Annotated in this window: 21 protein-coding genes and 3 tRNA genes; 10 read left to right on the forward strand and 14 right to left on the reverse strand. The window is 65.4% G+C overall.

What is annotated here, in order from left to right:
• Positions 1-417: 417 nt before the first annotated feature.
• Positions 418-1,149 carry a GNAT family N-acetyltransferase gene (locus tag DEQ92_RS18120; RefSeq protein WP_004974483.1) on the reverse strand — a complete coding sequence of 244 codons (732 nt, stop codon included), beginning with the start codon at positions 1,147-1,149 and terminating at the stop codon, positions 418-420.
• A 151-nt stretch (positions 1,150-1,300) separates the two neighbouring features.
• Between DEQ92_RS18120 and DEQ92_RS18125 the strand changes: the two genes are divergently transcribed.
• Positions 1,301-1,621, forward strand: coding sequence for a DUF5785 family protein (locus tag DEQ92_RS18125; RefSeq protein WP_004974481.1), 321 nt, complete (start codon positions 1,301-1,303; stop codon positions 1,619-1,621).
• 36 nt (positions 1,622-1,657) lie between these two features.
• Here DEQ92_RS18125 and udk read toward each other — a convergent pair whose 3' ends face one another.
• Positions 1,658-2,353 carry a uridine kinase gene (udk, locus tag DEQ92_RS18130; RefSeq protein ID WP_004974480.1) on the reverse strand — a complete coding sequence of 232 codons (696 nt, stop codon included), beginning with the start codon at positions 2,351-2,353 and terminating at the stop codon, positions 1,658-1,660.
• Positions 2,354-2,540: 187 nt separating this feature from the next.
• Between udk and DEQ92_RS18135 the strand changes: the two genes are divergently transcribed.
• Together DEQ92_RS18135 and DEQ92_RS18140 are read left to right on the forward strand one after the other, a co-directional pair.
• The gene (locus DEQ92_RS18135; RefSeq protein ID WP_115821199.1) at positions 2,541-3,854 is read left to right on the forward strand and encodes an ABC transporter substrate-binding protein; all 1,314 of its coding nucleotides are present in this window, start codon (positions 2,541-2,543) and stop codon (positions 3,852-3,854) included.
• A gap of 119 nt (positions 3,855-3,973) precedes the next feature.
• Positions 3,974-5,167, forward strand: a complete 1,194-nt coding sequence (locus tag DEQ92_RS18140; protein ID WP_115821200.1) for a hypothetical protein — start codon at positions 3,974-3,976, stop codon at positions 5,165-5,167.
• 33 nt (positions 5,168-5,200) lie between these two features.
• Here DEQ92_RS18140 and DEQ92_RS18145 read toward each other — a convergent pair whose 3' ends face one another.
• Genes DEQ92_RS18145 through DEQ92_RS18160 form a run of 4 tightly spaced genes read right to left on the reverse strand, consistent with a single transcriptional unit; the run spans position 5,201 to position 9,117 of the window.
• On the reverse strand, positions 5,201-5,962 hold the full coding sequence (locus DEQ92_RS18145) for an ABC transporter ATP-binding protein (RefSeq protein ID WP_115804994.1): 762 nt from the start codon (positions 5,960-5,962) through the stop codon (positions 5,201-5,203).
• The gene (locus DEQ92_RS18150; protein WP_004974475.1) at positions 5,959-6,822 is read right to left on the reverse strand and encodes an ABC transporter ATP-binding protein; all 864 of its coding nucleotides are present in this window, start codon (positions 6,820-6,822) and stop codon (positions 5,959-5,961) included. Before DEQ92_RS18150 ends, DEQ92_RS18145 begins: the two co-directional genes overlap by 4 nt.
• On the reverse strand, positions 6,815-8,182 hold the full coding sequence (locus DEQ92_RS18155; protein WP_115804993.1) for a branched-chain amino acid ABC transporter permease: 1,368 nt from the start codon (positions 8,180-8,182) through the stop codon (positions 6,815-6,817). The genes DEQ92_RS18150 and DEQ92_RS18155 overlap by 8 nt, the downstream gene beginning before the upstream one ends.
• Positions 8,179-9,117 (reverse strand): branched-chain amino acid ABC transporter permease, encoded by a 939-nt coding sequence (locus DEQ92_RS18160; RefSeq protein ID WP_004974466.1) that lies wholly within the window; start codon positions 9,115-9,117, stop codon positions 8,179-8,181. The genes DEQ92_RS18155 and DEQ92_RS18160 overlap by 4 nt, the downstream gene beginning before the upstream one ends.
• 328 nt (positions 9,118-9,445) lie before the next feature.
• Between DEQ92_RS18160 and DEQ92_RS18165 the strand changes: the two genes are divergently transcribed.
• Positions 9,446-9,991: a GNAT family N-acetyltransferase gene (locus DEQ92_RS18165; RefSeq protein WP_115804992.1), complete on the forward strand. Its 546-nt coding sequence runs from the start codon at positions 9,446-9,448 to the stop codon at positions 9,989-9,991.
• Between the two features lie 11 nt (positions 9,992-10,002).
• A tRNA-Thr gene (locus DEQ92_RS18170) sits at positions 10,003-10,076 on the forward strand.
• A 93-nt stretch (positions 10,077-10,169) separates the two neighbouring features.
• On the opposite strand, the gene DEQ92_RS18175 is transcribed toward DEQ92_RS18170, so the two are convergent.
• From DEQ92_RS18175 to DEQ92_RS18205, 8 genes are all read right to left on the reverse strand, one after another.
• The gene (locus DEQ92_RS18175; RefSeq protein WP_004974462.1) at positions 10,170-10,589 is read right to left on the reverse strand and encodes a hypothetical protein; all 420 of its coding nucleotides are present in this window, start codon (positions 10,587-10,589) and stop codon (positions 10,170-10,172) included.
• A gap of 446 nt (positions 10,590-11,035) precedes the next feature.
• Entirely contained in the window at positions 11,036-11,254 is a 219-nt protein-coding gene (locus DEQ92_RS18180; RefSeq protein WP_008094913.1) for a helix-turn-helix domain-containing protein, read from the reverse strand.
• A 234-nt stretch (positions 11,255-11,488) separates the two neighbouring features.
• Positions 11,489-11,586, reverse strand: a tRNA-OTHER gene (locus DEQ92_RS23475).
• Positions 11,587-11,734: 148 nt separating this feature from the next.
• A complete protein-coding gene (locus DEQ92_RS18185) occupies positions 11,735-13,582 on the reverse strand; it encodes an FAD-binding protein (protein ID WP_004974458.1) in 1,848 nt (615 codons plus the stop codon).
• 55 nt (positions 13,583-13,637) lie between these two features.
• On the reverse strand, positions 13,638-14,519 hold the full coding sequence (locus tag DEQ92_RS18190; protein WP_004974456.1) for a succinate dehydrogenase/fumarate reductase iron-sulfur subunit: 882 nt from the start codon (positions 14,517-14,519) through the stop codon (positions 13,638-13,640).
• Entirely contained in the window at positions 14,519-14,890 is a 372-nt protein-coding gene (locus DEQ92_RS18195) for a succinate dehydrogenase hydrophobic membrane anchor subunit (protein ID WP_004974454.1), read from the reverse strand. Before DEQ92_RS18195 ends, DEQ92_RS18190 begins: the two co-directional genes overlap by 1 nt.
• Positions 14,890-15,285, reverse strand: coding sequence for a succinate dehydrogenase, cytochrome b556 subunit (sdhC, locus tag DEQ92_RS18200; RefSeq protein ID WP_004974453.1), 396 nt, complete (start codon positions 15,283-15,285; stop codon positions 14,890-14,892). Before sdhC ends, DEQ92_RS18195 begins: the two co-directional genes overlap by 1 nt.
• Before the next feature lie 110 nt (positions 15,286-15,395).
• Positions 15,396-16,421 carry a succinylglutamate desuccinylase/aspartoacylase family protein gene (locus tag DEQ92_RS18205; RefSeq protein ID WP_115804991.1) on the reverse strand — a complete coding sequence of 342 codons (1,026 nt, stop codon included), beginning with the start codon at positions 16,419-16,421 and terminating at the stop codon, positions 15,396-15,398.
• Positions 16,422-16,552: 131 nt separating this feature from the next.
• Here DEQ92_RS18205 and DEQ92_RS18210 point away from each other — a divergent pair, with 131 nt between their 5' ends.
• The 5 genes from DEQ92_RS18210 (at position 16,553) to DEQ92_RS18230 (ending at position 22,621) form a co-directional block, all read left to right on the forward strand.
• Positions 16,553-17,914 (forward strand): RimK/LysX family protein, encoded by a 1,362-nt coding sequence (locus tag DEQ92_RS18210; protein WP_004974451.1) that lies wholly within the window; start codon positions 16,553-16,555, stop codon positions 17,912-17,914.
• A 133-nt stretch (positions 17,915-18,047) separates the two neighbouring features.
• Positions 18,048-18,629, forward strand: coding sequence for a DNA-3-methyladenine glycosylase (locus tag DEQ92_RS18215; RefSeq protein ID WP_115804990.1), 582 nt, complete (start codon positions 18,048-18,050; stop codon positions 18,627-18,629).
• 141 nt (positions 18,630-18,770) lie between these two features.
• Positions 18,771-20,747 (forward strand): 3-hydroxyacyl-CoA dehydrogenase/enoyl-CoA hydratase family protein, encoded by a 1,977-nt coding sequence (locus DEQ92_RS18220; RefSeq protein ID WP_004974449.1) that lies wholly within the window; start codon positions 18,771-18,773, stop codon positions 20,745-20,747.
• Positions 20,748-20,833: 86 nt separating this feature from the next.
• Positions 20,834-20,908 (forward strand) — tRNA-Glu (locus tag DEQ92_RS18225).
• Positions 20,909-21,259: 351 nt separating this feature from the next.
• Positions 21,260-22,621, forward strand: a complete 1,362-nt coding sequence (locus tag DEQ92_RS18230; protein WP_115821201.1) for an MgtC/SapB family protein — start codon at positions 21,260-21,262, stop codon at positions 22,619-22,621.
• Positions 22,622-22,712: the final 91 nt, after the last annotated feature.

Consider the following 22,712-nt stretch of genomic DNA (forward strand, 5'->3'; position numbering starts at 1 on the left):
TGGTGTGGTCGATTCAAGGTAGGCGCAGTAGCATTCGACATGTTTCGTATTCCTCCATGTTGTGACCACCACGGGGATGCGTGAGACCGCAAGACAACGGTGGGATAGTCCGCTGTTAGACTACTCCGCTTGAGTTTCGGATGGCGGAGTGGCCTAACGCGCCTGCCTTGAAAGCAGGTTTCCTCACGGAATCCTGGGTTCAAATCCCAGTCCCACCGCATTCTCAGAGAACCGAGACGCGCAGGTTTAGCTGCGCGTCTCCGGTGAACACGTGACGCGGAGACAGACTGGGATTTGAAGCAGGGAGCGACGCGAACGACGTGAGCGGAGCGAGTGGGGTTCAAATCCCAGTCCCACCGCATTCTCAGAGAATCGACCGACAACCCCACAAAAACCGACCCACCGCCGCCGACCCGCTCAGAACCGGTACGCCATCATCACTTCGTCGACGTGCTCGTCGCCGATAGTGTAGTGGTCCCTGCGAATCGCCTCGGTCTCCCAGTCGTGGTCGCCGAGGAACTCCAGCGCGCGGTCGTTCGTCATCGGAACGCTGTTGTACACTTTCCGGAAGCCGTTGGCTTCGGCCCAGTCGAGGCCGCGGCGAAGCAGGAGGCTGCCGATGCCCGAACCGCGGTACTCTCCCTTGACGCCGACGGTCTGCTGGGCGGTCTCGCGGATGCGCGACACCTGCGGGAGGTCGAGGTGCGTCCAGCCGACGACCTCCTCGCCGATGGTGGCGACGAAGAACACCCGAGACTCCACCCGGTTGTGGCGCGTGACCGCCTCGTCGTAGAGGAGTTGTTCGGCGATTGTCTCGGCGACGACGTACGTCTCTTCGGACGTCACGTCGCGAATGGCGTCGACCAGACCCTCGAAGTCGCGCTGACGGGCGGGTCGGATGGTGACGATTCCCGCGTCGGTCTCGTGTTCCTCGATAGCGCCCACGTCGAGCGCCAACTGGAGGGTGCCGCCGTCTTCTTGGAGATAACCGCGGGATTTCAGTCGCTCCAGTTCGGTTCTGAACTCGTCGGACGAGACGGGCGCGACGTCGAGGAGGACGTTCCGTTTCGCGGTGCCGTGCCGCTCGACGTACTCGTAAATCAGCTTGCTGGCCTCGGATTCGAACGTCGGCCGCTCGGTCGCTCGCATGACTCCAAGAACGATGGCGTGCCACGCGTATATTTCTTGTTCATCGGTAGCAAGCGACACGAAGAGGCGAGGGCGACTCGGCCGCGACGTTCCGCGTGACAAATTCCCACAAATGCGTAACGGCTTTGAATCGGCCTGCCAACACTCGGGTATGGATTGGCCACACGACCCGGACGGCGAAGAGGGGAGCGAAGGCGGACGCAAGTACGGCCAGGCAGTCATCGCGAAGAAGATCGACGAAGACGAGGACTTCCCGCTGAACAAAGCGGAGTTCGTCGAGGAGTTCGGCGACCACCCCATCCGACTCGACTACGAGCGCGTCGTCTCGCTCGCGGACATCTTCGAGCACGTCGAAGGCGAGGAGTTCGGCGACTTCGTCGAACTGCACAAGGCAGTCGGCAAGGCGATGCGCGAAAACGACTTCTGGTTCTACGAGGGCGCAGCGCAGTTCGTCACCGGCAAGAACGCGTAATCTTCGAGGCCCCGATTTTCGACCCGCGACGCCGCGTTAGTTGTCGGGCCCGCGGGACGAGGTCCGCTCTTGGACTTTCCGTTCGATAGCGTCGCGCTCCCAGGTGCGCGTCTCGTCGCCTTCGACTTCCGCTTGGACTTTCTCTTCGAGCAGCGTGACGGCGACGCTGTTGGCCCCCTCGGGAATGATGAGGTCCGCGTGCTTCTTCGTCGGCTCGATGAACTGCTCGTGCATCGGCTTGACCGTCGAGAGGTACTGGTCGATGACGCCCTGGAGGTCGCGTCCGCGGTCGATTGCGTCCCGCTGGATGCGCCGGAGGATGCGAACGTCGGCGTCGGTCTCGACGTAGAGCCGGAGGTCGAGCATCTCGTTTACGTCCTCGTCGTAGAGCGCGAGAATCCCCTCGAGGATGATGACGTCGGTCGGTTCGACGGTGTTCCGCTCGGGCTTCCGGTTGTGTATCTCGAAGTCGTACTGCGGCATCTCGACCGCTCTCCCCTCCAGCAGTTCCGAGAGCTGTTCGTACAGGAGGTTCCACTCGAACGCCGAGGGGTGGTCGTAGTTCACCTGCTCGCGCTCGGTCATCTCGAGGTGACTCTGGTCTTTGTAGTAGTTGTCAATCGGAATCCGCGTCACGGACTCGCCGACGTTCTCCGTGATGAGTCGGGCCACGGTGGTCTTGCCGGCACCGCTCCCCCCCGCGATACCGATAACGAACGACGGGATAGTCATTGTCCCAAAGACGCCCGCGAACGGGTTTGAACGCAGCGGTTCTCCGGCTTCGGCGCGTTGGGTATATAAATCACGATGTCTGACGTTCTCACACAGCCGATTCTCGCACCGCCGTCGGTCGCAATTATCATGGCTTTTCAAACGCAGGGAGTAAATTTTATAAGCGGGAGTTGCCATTGCCTTTCACATGGTACATGATATCGTACGCCGCGACTTCCTCAAGGGAGTGGGAGCCGCGGGCGCGGCAGGCTTGACTGGCTTATCCGGATGCATCGGTGGCGGCGGCGGTGGCGGCGGTCCCGAAGGACTCGTCGTCATCGGCTACCCCGAAAGCGGTATTCAACTGTTCCGTGACTACTACAGCGCGTCCGACGGGAGCGAGGAGATACTCGTGCCCGACGGGATGCGCTCCGGGTCGATGCCCGGACAGGTCGGCAACGACATGGCGAACGTGACCGGGACGGCACCCGCCGCTGGCGGTCCGAACCAAGACACGTTCAATCAACTGTTCGAAGACGAGTACGGCGCGGCTCCGGGCGTCTTCACGTCGCAGACCTACGACTCGGTCGCGATTCAGCTGCTCGCGAACGCCGCCGCCGGGGAGAACTCCGGCCCGGCCATCAAAGACCAGATGCGCCGGATGGCGAACCCCGATGGAATGACCGTCGGACCGGACAACCTCGTCGAGGGCGTCGAGGCGGCCGCGAACGGCGAAGACATCGACTACCAGGGCGCGTCCTCGTCCGTCAACTTCGACGAGAACGGCGACCCGGCGGAAGCCGCGTACGCCATCTGGGAGTTCGACGCCGAGAACAACGCCACGTCGAGCGTCGAGACGCAGTCGTTCGCCGGCGAGAACCCCGACGGGAACGGCCCGTCCGCGGACAGCGGTCCGGGCGGTTCCGACCGCGAGATGTCGGTCGGCATCCTGCTGCCCGAAACCGGCGACCTCGCTGCCGTCGGTGCGCCGATGATTCAGGCCGCACAGATTCCTGTCATGCAGGTCAACGACGCCAACCCGGCCGGGCTCTCCGTCAACGCCCAAATCGAAGACACCCAGACGTCCCCGGACGCCGGTGTCTCCGCCGCGCAGTCGCTCGTCTCCGCGGGTGTTCCGTCCGTCTGTGGCTCCGCGTCCTCCGGCGTGAACGTCCCCGTCTCGCAGCAGGCGTTCATCCCGAACGAAATCGTCGGTTGCTCGCCGTCCTCGACGGCGCTGTCCGTCTCGAACCTCGAAGACAACGACTTCATCTTCCGGACTGCACCGTCCGACTTCCTGCAGGGCCGCGTCATGGCGCAGGTCATGGCCGAGCGCCTCGAAGTCAGTTCGGTCTCGACGCTGTACGTCAACAACGACTACGGCCAGCAGCTCTCGGAGCGCTTCTCGAACGTGTTCAGCGACTCGTTCGACGGCGAAGTGTACAACCAGGTCGCGTTCAACATCGGCGAGTCGTCGTACTCCTCCGTCATCGAGACGGCGCTCTCCGGCCCGGACAACTGAGACCGACTCGACAGACCCGACTTTTCTTTCGTCGCCGCCGACGCGAGCGGTTGCGCTCGACTGCCGCACACGACTCCCCGACACAAGACACTCATACGACCGCTGACAGATGTGAGTCGATGAAGCGCCGCGCCCTCCTCTCGACGGTCGCCGGTTCGGCCCTCGGGCTCGCCGCCGGCTGTCTCAGCGACTTGGACGAACCGGTCGAGACCCCCGTGAACCCACAGACGACGATGGCGACGACCGACCCGCCGACCGAGACGACGACCGAGACGAACACGTCGGAACCGGACTCCAGCATCGGCCTCTCGGTCGTCAACGAGGACGACAAGTCGCACACGCTGTCGGTCCGTGTGACCGACGGCGACGAGACGCGTTTCGTCGGGTCGCTCGACATCGGAGCGGGGCCCGGCCGCGGGCGGAGCGTCGAGAACGACCTCGTCGGTGAGAGAACTGTCCGCGTCGTCGCGGAACTCGAAGCGGGCGCGACGCTCGACTACGAGTGGACGGTCACCGACGAGGCGCGCCATCTCGAACTCGTCGTCACGTCCGACGCGGACCTCGAACCGCGACAACGCGTGCGGCCGGCTCTCGACGCTGCCGATCTCCCGTACACCGTCACGGGTGCGAAAGACATCTTCGCACCGCCGGGCGCGACGATTCGGAATCGGAGCGACGCCGACGCTCGGCTCACCGTCGCCATCGACCACGACGGGAGCCGCGTTTTCGAACGCGCCTTCGACGCGGCGACCGACCGCGAGATTTCGACGCCGGCGCTCGTGGCGTCCCACGGGACCTACGAGGTGGTCGTGGAGGCCGAAGACGGCCGCACCGCGACCCACGAGTGGGACATCCCGGAGAACTGGGGCTGGCCGACGCTCGCGGTGCTCGTCGCGGCAGACGGCTCGCTTCGGGTCGGGTCTGGCTGGCCCAAGACGGCCTCGGTTCACGTCGAAAACGAGGGCGAGGCGGAGCGCGACCTGACGCTGACGCTCGTTCGACCCGCCGACGCGGACACCGCTAGTGACGACGCCGGCGGCGAGACCGGCTCTGGTGGCGCGGACGTCTCGGAGACGAACCGGACTGCCCCGCCCGGCGAATCGACCGTCGGCTTCGAGGTTCCCATCGGTGACGTGTACGAACTCACTATCGAGACGGCCGCGGGGTCCGAAACGGTCGACTACGCGGCGTGCTACTGCTGGAACACGAACGTGACGGTGACCCTCAATGGTCGCGGCGGAGGCGACGGCGACGGAGGCGGCGGTGGAGATGGCGACCTCTCGGTCGAGTCATTCGAGTACGTCTGCAGTTGATTGCCCAAAAAGAGCGTGGACCGCCGAGACGGACTACCCGCCGAGGAAGTCCTGGCGGACCTGTTCGTCTTCGAGGAGCGCCGTGCCGGTGTCCATGTAGCGGTTCTGCCCGTTGGCGAGGACGTAACCGCGGTCGCAGCGCCGGAGCGCCTCCTTCGCGTTCTGTTCGACCATCAGGACGGCCGTGCCGGCCTCGTTAATCTCGTCGATTTTGTCGAACATCTCCTCGACGAGGTCGGGCGCGAGCCCCGCCGAGGGTTCGTCGAGGAGCAGCAGGTCGGGGTCGAGCATGAGCGCGCGACCCATCGCGAGCATCTGCTGTTGCCCGCCGGACATCGTGCCCGCCTTCTGGTCTTTCCGCTCTCTGAGGATGGGGAACCGCTCGTAGACCGCCTCCATGGCGTCCTGCGGCACCTCGTCGAGGATGTACGCGCCCATTTCGAGGTTCTCTTCGACCGTCAGCGTCGGGAAGATGTTGTCGTTCTGCGGGACGTAACCGATGCCGACGTGGATGATGTCCTCGGGTCGACGCCCGGTGATGTCCTCGTCTTTGAACCGGACGGTCCCGCCCATGTGGGCGGTCAGGCCGAAGACGGACTTCATCGTCGTGGACTTGCCGGCCCCGTTCGGGCCGACGATGGTGACGTACTCGCCGTCGAACACGTCCATGTCGACGTCGGTGAGAATCTGGAGGTCGCCGTAGCCGGCGTCGAGGTTGCGGACGCGAAGGAGCACGTCGTCGCGTCCTTCGACGCCCGCGCCGCTCGTCGCGTCGGTGTTGGCGTCGACGCTCATACGTTACCACCGAGGTAGGCCTCGATGACCTCTTCGTTGCTCCGAATCTCGTCCGGCGTCCCCTCCGTGAGCACCGAGCCCTGGTGGAGGACGATGACGTGTTCACAGTTGTTCATGATGAGGTCCATGTCGTGTTCGACGAGCAGGAACGTGTAGCCCTGCTCGCGGAGTTCGTGTACGTGTTCGAGCAGTTTCTTCTCGAGCGTGGGGTTGACCCCGGCGAACGGCTCGTCCAAGAGCAGCATGTCGGGGTCGGTCAGGAGCGCCCGCGCCATCTCGAGGAGCTTGCGCTGCCCGCCGGAGAGATTGCCCGCGTACTCCTCTGCGATGTGGGCGATGTCGAAGAAGTCGAGCACCTCCCAGACGCGTTCGAGGAGTTCCTCTTCCTGTTCGCGGACGTCGTCGCGGACGCCCGGCATGACGGAGCGCCACAGCGTCTCGCCACGCTGGTGTTTCGGCGCGAGCATCATGTTTTCGAGGACGGTCATCTCGCTCAGTTCGCGGGCGATTTGGAACGTCCGAACCATCCCGCGGTTGGCGATTTCGTGCGGCTCCTCGCCGGTGATGTCCTCGCCGTTGAACGTGACCGTGCCGGCGTCGGGCTTGAGCATGCCCGTGATGAGGTTGAACGTCGTCGACTTGCCGGCCCCGTTCGGACCGATGAGACCCGTGAGCGACCCGGCTTCGACCTCGAAGGTCGCACCGTCGACGGCGGTGATGCCGCCGAAGGACTTCTCCAGTCCCTCGACTCGGAGCGGGTAGTCGACCGACGTGTCGACGCCGGAGGCGAACGCGCCGAGCGCGTCTTCGTCGACCTTGTTCGCCACGTCTTCGACCGGCTGGTCCGCGGCGTCACTCATCGGTCTCACCTCCCTGGGCCGCGGCGTCGACGCCGCCGTCGGTGCGGACCGAGTCGTCGTCGCCGCCGTCGACGGCCATCGACTTCGGCCGCGACAGCGGGATGACTGACGCGGTCTCCTTGCGGTAGCCGAGCATCCCCTCCGGCCGGTTGTGCATCAGCCAGATGAGCACGAGCCCCATCACGACCAGTTGGAGCTGCCGGATGCTGTCGACCGTGTACAGGAGGAACGGCACGGGGTCGAACTGCGAGATGAGCGGCGAGATTGCCTGCCCGAAGCCGGACGGCGAGTCGAGGTTGGGGAACACCGCCGACACGAGGTTCTGGAAGTACCGCGGCCCCTGGTAGAGCACCGCCGCGAAGACGGCCCCACCGAGGACGCTGCCCGTGTTCGAACCGGCCCCGCCGATGATGAGCGCGATCCAGATGAAGAACGTCACGCGCGGCCGGAAGAAGTTCGGCGTCACCGCGCCCTGCGGAACGAGCCAGAGGATGCCGGCGAGCCCCATGAGCGCACAGCCGAGCATGAACGACTTGATTTTGAACCGGTCGGTGTTCTTGCCGAGGGCGTTCGCGACGTCCTCGTCCTCACGGATGGCCTTCAGCACGCGACCGAACGGCGATTCGCCGGTGCGCTTGAGCAGCCAGTAGAAACCCGCGACGAACCCGAGGAGCAACAGCCCGTAGACGAGGCCGTCGACGACCGGCTTGGGGTTCCTCGGCACGAGGACCTGGAAGGCGTCGACGAAGCCGAGGTATCCGTTCCAGAGGCCGACGCCGCGAAGCAGCGCCTCCAGCGGCGGGGCGAAGTCGAGGATGAGACCCGACCCACCGCCGAAGCCGACGCGGTTACCGAACAGCTGGAACTGCTGGAGTTCGCCGGAGAGGAAGCTGAACCGGACGATTTCCGACATCGCGATGGTGACGATTGCGAGGTAGTCGGCTCGCAACCGAAGCGCCGGGAGCGCGACCACGAGTCCCAACAGCGCGGCCGCGGTCATGCCGGCGAGGATGCCCACCCAAAGCGGCAGGCCGAGTCCGCCGACCTGCGCCGCGCCGCCGGCGACGTACGTCGGCTTCGTCACGATTGCCGTGACGTAGACGCCGACGGCCATGAAGCCGACGATGCCGATGTTGAACAGCCCGGTGTACCCCCAATGGAGGTTGAGCGCGAGCGACAGCATGGCGAAGACGCCGATGTAGAACGTCAGCGTCGCGATGGAGTTGAGCTGACCGCGGAGCGTGTATCCGAGGACGAACCCCGCGAGGACGTACGCGAGGTACGTCCCGAGGAGGACCAGTACGATGAGGCCCGCGTCGCCGCCCGGGATGCGGGCGGTGAAGTCGTCGCGGACGCTCATGCGGTCGCCCTCCCGCTGAACAGCCCGGACGGTTTCACGAGGAGGATGACGATCATGACGACGAAGGCCGCGGCCCGCGAGAACGCCGAGGGAATCCACAGGACCGACATCGACGCCGTCAGTCCGATGACGAGGCCGCCGGCGATGGCCCCGTAGATGGAGCCGATGCCGCCGAGGATGACCGCGGCGAAGATGAGAAGCAAGAGGAGCCACCCGTCGTTGAACCCGAGCGTCCCTTTCCAGAGGATGAACATGTACCCCGCGACGCCGGTCAGCCCGCCGCCGATAATCCACGTCGCGCGGACGACGCGCTCGGTCGAGATACCGGTGATGAGCGCGAGGTCCTTGTTGTCGGCCATCGCGCGCATCGCCTTCCCGAGTTTCGTCCGCTGTAAGAGGACGTGGACGCCGAGCATCAGGGCCGAGGCGACCACGAGAAGCGTGATGTCGTGGGCGTTGATGAAGACCGTGCCGTCGATGAAGTACAGCGACACCGAGGGCGGCTGCGCGGTCGTGCCGCGCACGTCAGAGCCGAAGACGAACTGCATCAGGTAGCGCAGCGCGAACGCGACCCCGATGCTCGTGATGAGGAGGGTGATACCGTCCTCGTTCCGAATCGGTTTGAAGATGGTCCGGTCGACCGCGAGCGACAGCGCGATGGCGAAGCCGCCGGAGACCACGATGCCGGCGACGACCGCGAGCGGCGTCGAGAGCATTCCGATACCGAGCGTCCCGCCGTAGACCGACCCCCCGGCCCCGACGAGCAGGAGCGCGCCGATGTCGGCGCGTCCCAGTCCGGCGATGAGGTACGTCGTTGCCCACCCCGAGAAGGCCCCCGCTGTGATGTAGTCGCCGTGCGAGAAATTAGCGAAGTTTAGAATACTGTACGTCATCGACAACCCGATGCCCGCGAGGCCGATTACGAGCCCCCGCATCAGACCATCCCAGACCAGCGTGCCAATGTCGGCAAACTGCGTCTGCCCTGTTGCTAACCCGCGAAGCAAGTCACCGAATAGTACGACTACGATGACCGCCAAGACGAGCGCGAACGGACGCTCGATGGCGAACTGCCTGCCACGGGAGTAGGTTTCGGCAATACCCATTGATAACTATCCTCATGATATGTGCGGACGATAAACATAGATAAATCTTTCTTCATCGGTCGTCTTTACTGACCCCGCTCGGCACCCCGCAGGGCCGCGATTCCTCGATTTCGGTCCGAATCGCCGACACTTAAAAGCGGATAGAGCCCCGACAGGGCCCATGCGCGTCAGTTCGGCGGCGTTTTCCGACCTCGACGACCTCGCCGACCTGTGGGTCGAACTCGCCGCGGACCAGCGGTCGTTCGGGTCGCACCTCCGCGCCGACGCCAATCGGGCGCCGATACGGGAGGCGCTGGCGCGACACGTCGCCGCCGACGGCGTGCTCGTCGCCCGTGAGGAGGGGACCGATGGGGCCGAGAAGAACGACGGGAACGACGGGAACGACGCGGAGGGACCGGAGACGGGCGACATCGTCGGTTTCGTCATGTTCGACATCGAGGCGGGGGCGTACGAGCAGGACGCGACCCGCGGGATGATTCGGAACCTGTTCGTCCGCCCGGCGTACCGAGACGCCGGGGTCGGCGCGCGACTGCTGGCGGCGGCGGAGACCGCGCTCGGAGACGCCGGCGCGGATACCGTCGCGTTGGACGTGCTGGCGGACAACGACGCCGCCCGTCGGTTTTACCGGCGGCACGGCTACCGACCGCACCGCGTCGAACTGGAGAAATCGATGCGAAACGATACACACTCAAAGGAGGACCGGTAATCGACGGACGCGCCAGGAGAGCATGGGCGGTTCATGCACTCGACTTGTAATCGAGACTTCGTGGGTTCAAATCCCACTCCTGGCTTCTGTCGCCGGTTCGACCGTTTTCTGCGCCCACGCGGGCCCCGCGTTCAGTCGTCGCGAGCCGGAGCCACGCCCGCGGTTCGTCGAGACGGGTTCAGTTCCGCCTCGCGGGCGGCCGGACCCGAATGAGGAGAAGCGACCCCGGCACGCCGAGGACGAGCGCCCGAAACGGATTATGCTTGATGATAACGTCGGGGTCGAGCGGCTCCGACTGGAGGTCGGTGATGCGGATGCACGAGTAGTAGACTGTGACGTGAGTGAGCACGTACGCGAACGCCGCGGGGACGACGACCGGATACCGGATGCCGCTCATCGCGAGCCCCTCGAACGCGAGGGCGGTGAGCGCCGAGATGAACAGGAGGTTTCCCAGTTGGAGCGTGACACCGGTCAGCGCCGTTATCGCGGTGTCGAACAGCGACGCGCCGTAGGGGGTGTACGTGAGCGCAGTGACGACTGCCACCGCTCCGAGAAAGAGCCCGGCGAACAACCCAGATAACGCGTACACGAACTCCATTGGAGGACCGTTACGGGACCGACGGGGGCGATGAATTTAGTTCTACCCCCCTCGTTATCGCGGTCGAAAATCAGAGAATCCCGCCGAGCGCGGCGGGACGCGGCGTCGAGACGGAATTTTATCTTTATCCGGAACGTCGTGTTCGGTATGAACGGGACCGATCAATTCATGTTCGCCGTGACGCTTCTCATCTTCGCGCTCCTCCTCGTCGGCCTCCTTCTCGCACTCGTCTAGGGAGAAAACTTATGTGATATTCATGGAGGATACTAGATACCATGCCGGAATGTCAGAACTGTGGTTCGTTCGTGACGCCCGCATACGCCCGAGTCTTCACTCCCGATGGCATGGAGAATCCGCGTGTCTGCCCGAACTGCGAGGATATGGTCCGCGACGGCGCACAGGTCCGGGCGGCGCGGTCGCCGAGGAATCACTGACTCGCCGAGCCGTCACTGAGCGACGTGGTAGCGTTCGGCGTCCTGTCGGACGAAGCCGCGCTTCGACAGCGTACTGAGGATGCTGTAGAGGGCGATTTTCTTCATCTCCAGCCCGTTTTGCAGGTCGGTGATGGACGCGCCGTCGTGCGTGGTGAGATAGAGGTACACGAGCTTGGCCGAGGGCGATTCGAGTTCGCCGGGGACTTCGATGGTCGGAACCGTCTGTTGCATGGTCGTTGTCATCCCCTTTGCTTCGACGATAATAAAACTCTCTTACAACAATCGTCGAAGAACCGAGGTCGGGGGTGAGGCCGCGAACGTCCCGAATTCGAGAGAATCGTTGTATTCGTCACGAACGTACATCGGATAATTGTCGGTGTTCGACGCCGCCGACTTCGACTGTCGTCGAAGGGAGCGGGTCGCGGGCCGGCGGGCGGCGAGGCCCGGCGGCCCGCGGTTCCGAGACGGAAGGGGCGGGAGTCGAACCACGCGAAGCCATTGAAAACCACCGGACCGACCGCGAGGGCCTGCGCCGGTGTGCTCTACCACTGAGCCACCCTTCCGGGCGGCTGTAGGGGTCGAGCGGGCAAATAGCCGTTGGTGGGCTCCGGCCGCGGTCACGCGGTTCGGCGCGCTGTGCACGTCGGTGCACCGCTCGGGAGTCGACGTCGGAAGAAAGGGCGTCTGCGACTCGGACGAGTCGCGGTCGACTCAGTAGCTCCGGACCTTCGGCTCGTACGTCTTGTCCTCGCCTTCGAGGATGACCGGCTTGTACCAGAGTTCCGGGCGGCCGTCGTTCCACGAGAGCATCGTGTGCTTGAGCCACTCCTCGTCGCGGCGCTCCTGGTACTCCTTGCGCCAGTGGGCTCCGCGGAACTCGTTGCGCGCGAGCGCGCCGAGCGTGATGGCCTCGGCGATGTCGAGGATGTTGCGCGTCTCCAGCGTCTGGAGCAGGTCCGTGTTGAACGTCCGCGACTTGTCGGCCACGAACACGTCCTGGTAGAGTTCGCGCGCCTCGCGGATGTCGCGGAGCGCGTCCTTGAGGGCCGACTCCTCGCGGAAGACGTTCACGTTGCGCGTCATCGACTTCTGGACGCGTTCGCGAATCTCGGCCTGCTGGATGCCGTCTTCTCGCTCCAGGAGGGTGTCGATGGTCTCGCGCTCGTCTTCGACGGCGCGCTGGACGAGGTCCGCTCCGGAGACGGACGCGCCCGCGTCCGCCGCCGTCCCGCCGTCGGCGACGGCGTCCTCACCGATACCCGCTTCGCCGAGTTCGACCGGCGAGTCGACCTCGCCGAGTTCGTACTCGCCTTCTTTGCCGGTCGTGATTTTGGCCGCCTCCATGTCCTTGCCCGCGGCGTGGTGGCCGGCGCGCTTGCCGAAGACGATGAGTTCGGGGAGCGCGTTGCCGCCGAGACGGTTGCCGCCGTGGACGGAGGCACAGGCGCACTCGCCGGCCGCGTAGAGACCGGAGATACAGGTTTCGCCGTTCTCGTCGGTCTCGATGCCGCCCATCGCGTAGTGCTGGCCGGGCTTGACCGGCATCGGCGCGTCGAGGGGGTTGACGCCCTCGAAGTCCTCCGAGAGGTGGATGATGTTCTCGAGGCGGTCGATGATGCGCTCCTCGCCGAGGTGGCGCATGTCGAGGTGGACGTACTCGTCTTCGATGCCGCGGCCCTCGTTGACCTCCGTGAGTTCGGCCCGGGAGACCACGTCGCGCGAGGCGAGTTCGCCGAGGTTGTTCGCGTAGCCGTACTCGAACATGAAGCGCTCGCCGTTTTCGTTGTAGAGGATGCCGCCCTCGCCGCGGACGCCCTCGGTGATGAGAACGCCCGTCGAGGGGAGCGTCGTCGGGTGGAACTGGATGAACTCCATGTCCTCCATCGGCGCGCCGGCGCGGTAGGCCATCGCGACGCCGTCGCCGGTGTTGGCGACCGCGTTGGTCGTGTGGTCGTAGACCTGCCCGAGGCCGCCGGTGGCGAGGATGACGCCGTTGCGGGCGCGGAAGCCCTCGACCTGTCCGGTCTGAACGTCGTAGGCGACGATGCCGTGGCAGTTCCGGTCCTCCGGCTTCTCCTCGTCGGAGACGGCCAGTCGGGTCACGTGCCACTCGTCGTAGACCTTGATGCCGCGCTTGACGAGCTGCTCGTACATCGTGTGGAGCAGCTGGTGGCCCGTCTCCGCGCCCGCGTAGGTGGTCCGCGGGAACGAGAGCCCGCCGAACGGTCGCTGACTGACGCGGCCGTCGTCGTCCCGGGAGAACGCCATCCCCCAGTGTTCGAGCTTGATGGTCTCTTTCGGACTGTCCTTACAGAGGGTCTCGGCCGCCGGCGCGTCGGCCAGATAGTCCGAGCCCTTCATCGTGTCGTAGGCGTGGTCCTCCCACGAGTCGCCTTCGCGGAGCGCGGCGTTGATGCCGCCCTCCGCCGCGCCCGTGTGACTTCGGACCGGGTGGAGCTTCGACACGATGGCCACGTCGGCCCCTTCCTCGTGTGCCGCAATCGCCGCGCGCAGGCCCGCCCCGCCCGCGCCGACTACGATAACGTCGTGTTCGTACATGGTGTGTTTGGGTGTGTCGTAGGGTTGGTCGAACTTCAGGGTTTCACCGGAAAGTTCACCAGAACTTCAGGTTGTTCTTAATCGCCTCGCGCTTGAGTTCCTGGATGTGCTCCGTGAGAGGGATGTCCTTCGGGCACACCTCGGTACAGGAGAACTGGGTCTGGCAGCGCCAGACGCCGTGTTCCTGTTCGAGGATTTCGAGGCGGCGCTGCTTCATGTCCTCGCCCTCGCGTTCGTCCATGGCGAAGCGGTAGGCCTTGTTGATGGCCGCGGGACCGAGATACTCGTTGTCGCCGGCGGCGATGTTACACGAGGACATACACGCGCTACACCAGATGCAGCGGGTGGACATCTTGACCTTCTCGCGGTTCTCGCGCGTCTGGCGCTGCTCGTCGAGTTCGCCGTCCGGAAGCGAGTTCGTCTGGAAGTACGGCTCGACCGACTCCATCTGGTCGTAGAAGTGCTCCATGTCGACGACGAGGTCCTTGACCACGTCGGCGTGCGGGAGCGGCTCGACCCGAATCGGCTCCGAGAGGTCCGACAGCTGGGTCTTGCAGCCGAGTCGCTGCGACCCGTTGACGAACAGCGCGTCGGACCCGCAGATGGCCTGCCGGCAGGAGTGCCGGAAGGTAAGCGAGGAGTCGTAGTGGTCCCGCGCCCACATGAGCGCGTCGAGGACCGTCATCCCCTGCTTGTACGGGACGTGGAAGTCGTCGAAGCGGGGCTCCTGCTTCTCCGGCACCTCGGGGTCGTAGCGGAAGACCTTGAGGTGGAAGGTGTCGTCCGCGGAGCGCGCCTTCTCGGCCGCCTCGGCCTCGCGCTGCTCTTGGACTCGCTCGGCCCGCTCGCGCTTTTTCGCGTCGCGCTTCTGCTTGCCGGCGGACGCCGTCTCCGTGGCCGATTCCTCTTCGACTGCTTCGGGAACTTGCGTGCTCATTAGATGGGAACACCTCCGGCCCACGCGAGGGCCGTGCGGACGCCCTGCACGATGAGGAGGACGCTCGCGAGACCGAGAATCGCCTTGACCGCCGTCTTCCGGGTGCCCGTGAGGCCCTGGTTGACGAGGGCGTTGTAGACGCCGTTGACCCCGTGGAACGTCGCGGTGACGAGGAACAGGATCATCAGCGAGAAGTACGTCAGCTGCTCCATGCGCGCCTGCGAGAGGGCGAACGTCACTTCGTCGGCGTGGTTGACGAAGTGGAGCAGGAAGAAGTGGAACGCCAGCACCACGACGAGGAAGGCGGCTGTCAGCCGCTGCCAGAGCCACCGCCGGCCGCCCGGCTCGAAGGACGTGTATCGCTCTGCCATTAGATGCTCACCCCCGAGAGGAACGTGGGAACGCTCGCGACGACGATGACACCCGTCAGGATGAGCGACGCGTAGAAGCTCTTGTCCTGTGCTTCCAGCCCGACGCCCAGGTCGACGAACAGCAGCCGCAGTCCGTTGAGGATGTGAAACACCGCCACCGCGAGCAGCCCGACTTCCAGAATACGCACGACCAAGAGACTCTCCAGCGCCTGAATCGTGTTCGTGTACGCCGCCGCGCCCGAGAGGGCCGTCGACAACACGGCGATGTGGGTAAAGAGATAACCCACAAGCACCCAGCCGGTGAACTTGTGGAATATCCAGGCCCACATGCCGGCCGAGAACTCCCGCCATCTGCTGAAGTCCTCGATGAGGCCCCGATTGTAAGACTGACTCATGCTCTTGTGAGTGTCGGGAAGGGGAGGGTATAGAACTTACGTGTATGGAGTTTCGTGAGGGTTGGCAAAAGTCGCCGGACCCCGAATATCTCGGGGCGGGGCGGCCGGTCTCAGAGCGTCGGCTCGGGGGTGCCGGACTGCTCGCGCTCGACGACGCGCCGCACCTTGTCCTTCAGTTCGACGAGGTGGCAAAGCGGGTTCCCGGGGTAGACGACCGGGTTCTCGAGGACGCCGACGAGCAGGCCCGTGAAGGGGGCGACGACGGTGACGTTGTCGTCCTTGAACGGGTTCGTAATCGTGCAGATGCGGTCGCCCTCGTGGACGAGCGCGCCGCGGTCGTGGTGCATGTCGACGATGCCGCCAGCGTCGGCGCGGAGCCACGTCTTCTCGTTTTCGTCCGAGATGACGGTCCGCCAGCCCGGCCAGTTGACCGTCGAGGTCCCCCGGAGGCCGAACTCGGCGAAGACGCTCTCGACGCCCGCGAGCGCCTCGTCGATGAGTTCGCGCTGGAAGCGGTGGGCCTCGCCCATCTCGACGGTGATGGCCGGCGTCCCGCTCGCCGACGACTCGGTTCGGAGCATCCCGCTGGACCCCGAACTGTCGATGATGACGTGCGAGCCGAAGGCGTTGGCGAGTCGCGCGACGGCGGGGTCGGACATGTCCGCGCGGACGTGGAGCATGTTAGTTCGCCCCCGCGTGGAGGTGTGGAAGTCGATGCCGAGGTCGCAGGGCGCGATGAAGTTCTGGTAGATGCGGTGTGCCATCCGCTTTGCTCCCGTCGAGGTCTCGGAGCCCGGGAACGACCGGTTCAGGTCACGGTCGTAGATGGGGAGGTACCGCTGTTGGGCGAGGAACGCGGGGACGTTCATCACCGGCATGCAGACGAGGGTGCCCGCGAGGTCCGCGAGGTCCCACTCGTAGGCCACCTCGCGGACGACCTCGATACCGTTCAGTTCGTCGCCGTGGGCGGCGGCGGAGAGGAACACGGTCGGCCCCGGCCGCTCCCCGTTGATGATGGTGACGGGGATGCGAACCGGGTCGCCGAGATACGTCTCGGAGATGCCGTACCGGATGTCCTGTGTCTCGCCCGGCTCGACCTTCCCGCCGTTGTAGGTGAAGGCCTCGTTGTCGGCCATGTGATGCGATGGGAGGGCCGGGGTTATAAACGGTCGCGACGGACCGCCCGACGCCGTCCTCGCGGCCGCGAACCGCGGGCGGCCGGCTCTCGACCGTCATGTCTTTGAAACCGGAAGGATATCAACTGAGTATGTCCACCACAGACGACGCCGTGCGTGTCGGCGTGCTTTCTCTGCACAACAGCAAGGAGACGAAGGCAATCCTCAACGCGGTCGAAGACCTCGGTCACGAGCCGGTGTGGCTCCGCCGGGAGAACGCGGCGGTCAGCATCGAAGACGGCGAGGTGACGGTCGAGCCTGAGGTGGACATCATCGCGAATCGACTGCTCCTGTCGAACACCGAGGAACCCGCGGAACTGCTCGGGCTGGCGACGACGTTCAACCGTATCCGACCGATGCTCAACGAGCCCGACGCGGTTCTCGCGGCCATCCACAAGTTCGCCACGGCCGCGACGCTCGCCAACTGGAACATCCAGGTGCCCGACGCGCTCCTCGCGCTCTCGAACGACCGGCTGAACAAGGGCCGCGAGCGCTTCGGCGACGTCGGCGTCTACAAGTCCGCCATCGGCACCCACGGCGGCGGGACGTGGAAGGTCGACCTGACCGAGCCCGTGAACCCGAAGGTCGGCAACCGACAGGCGTTCCTGCAGAAGCTCATCGACCGCGACGGCGACCGCCACCGCGACCTGCGCGTCTACATCGTCGACGGCGAAATCATCGGCGCGATGTACCGCTACGCCCCGGACGGCGACTGGCGGACCAACGTCGCCCTCGGCGGCGACGTGCTCAACGCGACCGACGAGATGCCCGAGGAAGCGCGGGAGACGGCGCTCTACACGGCCGAAGTGATGGAGATGGACTACGTCGGCGTCGACCTCGTCGAGGGCGAAGACGGCTGGTTCGTCCTCGAAGCCAACCCGACCGCCGGCTTCAAGGGCCTCTATCAGGCGACGGGCAAGAGCCCCGCACCGCACATCGCGAAGCTCGCAATCGAGCGCGCGGGCGGCGAGGTCGACGAGGCACGCGTCGAGGAACTGTCCGCGACGCTCGACGACTCCGTCCCCTCGTGTGCCCCCAACGAGTCGCCCATCATCGACGGCGAAGCGCCCATCATCGGCTACATCGAGGAGGTCGTCGTCAACGGGACCAGCGGCTCCCAGCAGACCCTCGCGAAGTCCGACACCGGCGCGACCCGGACGAGCATCGACACGAGCCTCGCCGCCGAAATCGGCGCGGGGCCCATCAAGAGCATGACGCGCGTGAAGTCCGGGAGCCTCAAGGGCGGGAAGGCCCGCCCCGTGGTCGACCTCGTCATCGGTATCGGCGGCACCCAGCACACCGTGACCGCCAGCGTCGAGGACCGCTCGCACATGGACTACCCGCTGCTGCTCGGGCGCGACATCCTCGAACACTACCGCGTGGACGTGCGCCGCCGCGCCAACGCCGACCGCAACGACAGCGACGACGAGGAAGAGGAACTCCTCGAAGAGTAAGTCGGCCCGCGCCACGCCACGGCCACCGGCGCGCTCGCCATCGGCGCGACGACCGCCGTCGCTCCGACCGGTGACCGCATCCGAGCACCCGAGACACGCGCACTTTTCTCTCCGACGACCCAACCACGGGTCGATGAGCGACGACGCATACCGCGAACTCCGGGCGGACCCGCACCTCGGCGACGTGGTCGAGGAACACGGCCCGCTCTCGCTCGACCCCGCCGACGACCCCTTCGAGCGACTGGTCGTCTCGATTGTCAACCAACAGCTCTCGACGACCGCGGCGGCGACGATTCGGGACCGCCTGTTCGACCGCGTCGAGGTCACGCCCGAGGGGATACTGGCCGCCGACGAGGCCGTCCTGCGCGACTGCGGCCTCTCGAATCAGAAGGTCGGCTACGTCCGCAACGTCGCCGACGCGTTCCGAGACGGCCTCTCGGCCGAATCTCTCCGGGAGATGGACGACGACGAGGTCGTCGCGGCGCTCACCGAGATTCGCGGCGTCGGCGACTGGACCGCGAAGATGTTCCTCATCTTCGCGCTCGCCCGCGAGGACGTGTTCCCGGTCGAGGACCTCGGGATTCGACGCGGCATGGAACACGTCTTCGGGTTCGAACCCGACGCCGTCTCCCGCGGCGAGATGCGCGAACGCGCCGAGCGCTGGGCCCCCTATCGGAGCTACGCCAGCCGGTATCTCTGGCGGTGCGTGGACTAACTTCGAACGGGTGGAAAGCAAAGCCGAGACGAATAATCGACAGACTGCGCCGGTATTTCTAACCGAGAAAATAAACATCTGTTACGTTTATATTCTGCGCGAGGGAAACGTTGAAACCGCCGCGCACTATAACGTTCGTCCATGAACGTAGATGACGTCAACAGTATCACCGTTCTCGGAGCGGGCAACATGGGCCACGGCATCGCGGAGGTCGCGGCCCTCGCCGGCTACGACGTCGTGCTGCGCGACATCAAAGACGAGTTCGTTCAGAAGGGCTACGACCAAATCGAGTGGTCGCTGAACAAACTCGCCGAGAAGGACCGGCTGTCGCAGGACGACGCCGACGCCGCGCTCGCCCGCGTCTCGACGGCGGTGGACCTCGGCGAGGCCGTCGTCGACGCCGACGTGGTCATCGAGGCCGTCCCCGAGAAGATGTCCATCAAAAAGGAGGTGTACACCGAGTTGGAGGAACACGCCCCCGACCACACGGTGTTCGCCACCAACACCTCCAGTCTCTCCATCACCGAACTCTCCGAAGTGACGGAGCGACCCGAGCGCTTCTGCGGAATGCACTTTTTCAACCCGCCGGTCCGCATGGACCTCGTCGAGGTCATCTCCGGCGCGCACACCGCCGACGAGACGCTCGAACTCGTCGAGGACCTCGCCGAGGCGATGGGCAAGACGCCCGTCCGCGTCCGCAAGGACAGCCCCGGCTTCATCGTGAACCGCATCCTCGTCCCGCTGATGAACGAGGCCGCGTGGATTGTCCACTCGGGCGACGCGACGATGGCCGAGGTCGACTCCACGACGAAGTACGACATGGGCCTCCCGATGGGGAGCTTCGAACTCGCCGACTACGTCGGCATCGACGTGGGCTATCACGTCCTCGAATACATGCACGAGGTGCTCGGCGACGCCTACGAGCCGTGTCCGCTCCTCTCCGAGAAGGTCGAGGAAGGCGACCTCGGTCAGAAGACCGGCACGGGCTTCTACGACTACGAGGACGGCGAGGGCGCGGAAGTCCCCCACGACGAGGGGAGCGAAGCGGTCAAGAACCGCCTCCTCGGCGTCATGGCGAACGAAGTCGCAGGTCTCGTCGGAAACGACGTGGCCGACCCGGCGGCCATCGACCGCGCGGTCAAACTCGGCGGGCGCTTCCCCGACGGCCCGGCGAAGATGGCCGACAACGCGGGCATCGCCACCCTCGTCGGCGCGCTCGACAAGCACCACGACGAGACCGGTGAGGAGCGCTACGAGGCCGTCCAGTACCTCCGCGACCTCGCCCAGTCCGGCGAGGGCTTCTACGGCGGCGCGGAGGAATCCGACGAGGCACCCGCGTTCGACGACATCTCCGTCGAGGTGCGCGACGGCATCGGTCACATCACCCTCGACCGCCCGCACCGCCTCAACACCATCAGCATCGAACTGATGGACGAACTCTCCGAAGCGCTCGACACCCTCGCCGAGGACGACGAGGTCCGCGCCGTGCTCCTCACGGGGGCCGGCGACCGCGCGTTCTCCGCCGGAGCCGACGTGACGAGTATCGCCGCGGGCGGCGGCGACGCCGTCTCGGGCGTCGAAATCTCTCGGAAGGGCCAACAGACGTTCGGAAAGCTCGAGGAACTCGACAAGCCGGTCATCGCCGGCATCGACGGCTTCTGTCTCGGCGGCGGGATGGAACTCGCCATGTGCGCCGACCTCCGCATCGCCACGGAGCGCTCCGAACTCGGCCAGCCGGAGCACGACCTCGGGCTCCTCCCCGGCTGGGGCGGCACGGTCCGCCTCCAGCGCATCGTCGGCACCGGCCGCGCGAAGGAGATTATCTTCAGCGCCGACCGCTACGACGCCGAGACGATGGCTGACTACGGCTTCATCAACGAGGTCGTCGAGAACGACGGCTTCGAAGAACGGGCCTTCGAGTACGCGAAGCGGTTCGCACAGGGCCCGCCGGTCGCCCAGCGCTACACCAAGCGCGCCATGCACAACGGCTGGGAAGACACCGACTCCGGACTGGAGGTCGAAGCGCAGGCGTTCGGCCTACTGTTTACCACCTCGGACCTGATGGAGGGCATCGCCGCCTTCACGAGCGACCGCGACCCCGAGTTCACGGGCGAGTAAGCCGCCGCCGTGGGTGGGTTCCTCTCACTCACCCACGATGGAACGCAACGCTTAAAATAGTCCAACGACCACTCGTGAATGCAGACGCTCGGTTGGTGTAGTCCGGCCAATCATCTTGGCCTTTCGAGCCGAGGACCAGGGTTCAAATCCCTGACCGAGCACTTCTCTAAGGAACAACGTGACGAAGAAGAGCGCGCAGTGTAGGGATTTGAATCAGGGAGTAGCTTGCTGCGACTGAGGTTCAAATCCCTGACCGAGCACTTCTCTGCTGAACTACCTTCCAAGCGACCGCTGTACATGTCGCCTAGACCGCGAAGGTGCGGATATGAGCGGGATATTCGAACTAGCGAGCAACTTGTTGCGAGTGGAATTCAACTCCTCTCCCGAGCAGTTCTCTCACCCCGGACGACTCGACTCCCGCCCGCGGTAGTTAGCTTACACGTTTTTAACGATAGCAATTAAAATATACACGATAGCATGGAACACGAGCGTCCCGGGACGGGAGTTCGATGATGCTCGAAGAGTTCGTCTCCCAAATCGACCCCGTCGTCGTCCGCCTGTTCGTCGCGGCGGCGTTGGGGATGTTCCTCGGGTTGGAGCGCGAGCGGTCGAAGAAGAGCGCCGGCGTGCGGACGTTCACGCTGACGAGCCTCCTCGGTGGCGTCGCCGTCGTGGTCGGAAGCGACATCCTCCTCGCGGTCGGCGGGTTGTTGGTGGTCGCACAGGCGGTGTTGCTCGGGAGTCGCGGACTCGTCGAACGCGGGTCGCACGAAAGCGAGGACGACCGAGCCGACTCTCAACTCGACTTCGACGCGGACGCTGACGCCGAAGCCGACGACGGCCGCCGCGGTGACGCCGAGGTCGTTCGCCTGGACGACCTCGGCGTGAACCTCTCACTCACTACGTCGACGTCGTTGTTAGTCGCCTACGCGGTCGGCGCGGCGGTGGTGAGCGGCTTCGTCATCGAGGGCGTCGTCGTCGCGCTCACGTCGTCGCTCCTGTTGGTCCTGCGGCGCGAACTCCACGGGTTCGCCCGGCGGCTCACGACCGACGAGGTTCGGAGCGCCGTCGAGTTCGCCATCATCGCGTTCGTCGTCTACCCGTTGCTCCCCGAGGGGCGAATCGGTCCGTGGGATGCCGTCAATCCCCGGACGGTCTGGTTGCTCGTCGTCGCGGTGAGCGCAATCGGCTTCGTCAACTACGTCATCATCCGACGGTACGGCGAACGCGGCATCGCCATCACGGGCTTTTTCGGCGGGCTGGTGAACTCGACGGCCGTCATCGGCGAGATAGCCGGTCGGACCAGCCGGAACCCGTCGATTCGACCGCTCGCGGCCGGCGCGATTCTGATGGCCGACGCGGCGATGGCGCTCCGAAACCTCTCGCTCGTCGTCGTGTTCATCCCGGAGCTCGCGGTCGAGGTGGGGATTCCCCTTGGACTCGTCGCGCTCGTGGGTGTGAGCTACGCGCTGCACTCCCGCGAGTGGGGCGTCGACCTCGACGTGGCGTTCGAGTCGCCGTTCAGCCTCGAAAGCGCCCTCCGGTTCGGCGTGTTCTTCCTCCTCGTGTTGCTCGCGTCCGCGGCGGCACAGGAGTACTTCGGCGCGACCGGGTTCGTCGTGACGAGCTTCCTCGGCGGACTGGTGTCGAGCGGGTCGGTCGTCACGACCGCCGTCACGCTCTACGGCGGCGGCAACATCGACGGGACGACCGCCGTCGTCGGCGTCCTCGCCGGAACCGCCGCGAGCATCGCGGTCAAGGTGGCTCTCGCGGCGAGCGTCGACCGCGAACTCCTCGGGCCGGTCGCCCGGCGGAGCGCGCTCCTCGTGGCGGCGGGCGTCGCCGGCGTCGCTATCGTCGTCTTTCGCCCGTAAAGCGGGCGGCACGGAGACACGCGCACGCGGAATTACCGCAACCGACACAACAGTCAGCGACACAACATTGATAACACCGTGCTGCGGCAAT

Source organism: Haloferax sp. Atlit-6N, assembly GCF_003383195.1.
Taxonomy (GTDB): domain Archaea; phylum Halobacteriota; class Halobacteria; order Halobacteriales; family Haloferacaceae; genus Haloferax; species Haloferax gibbonsii.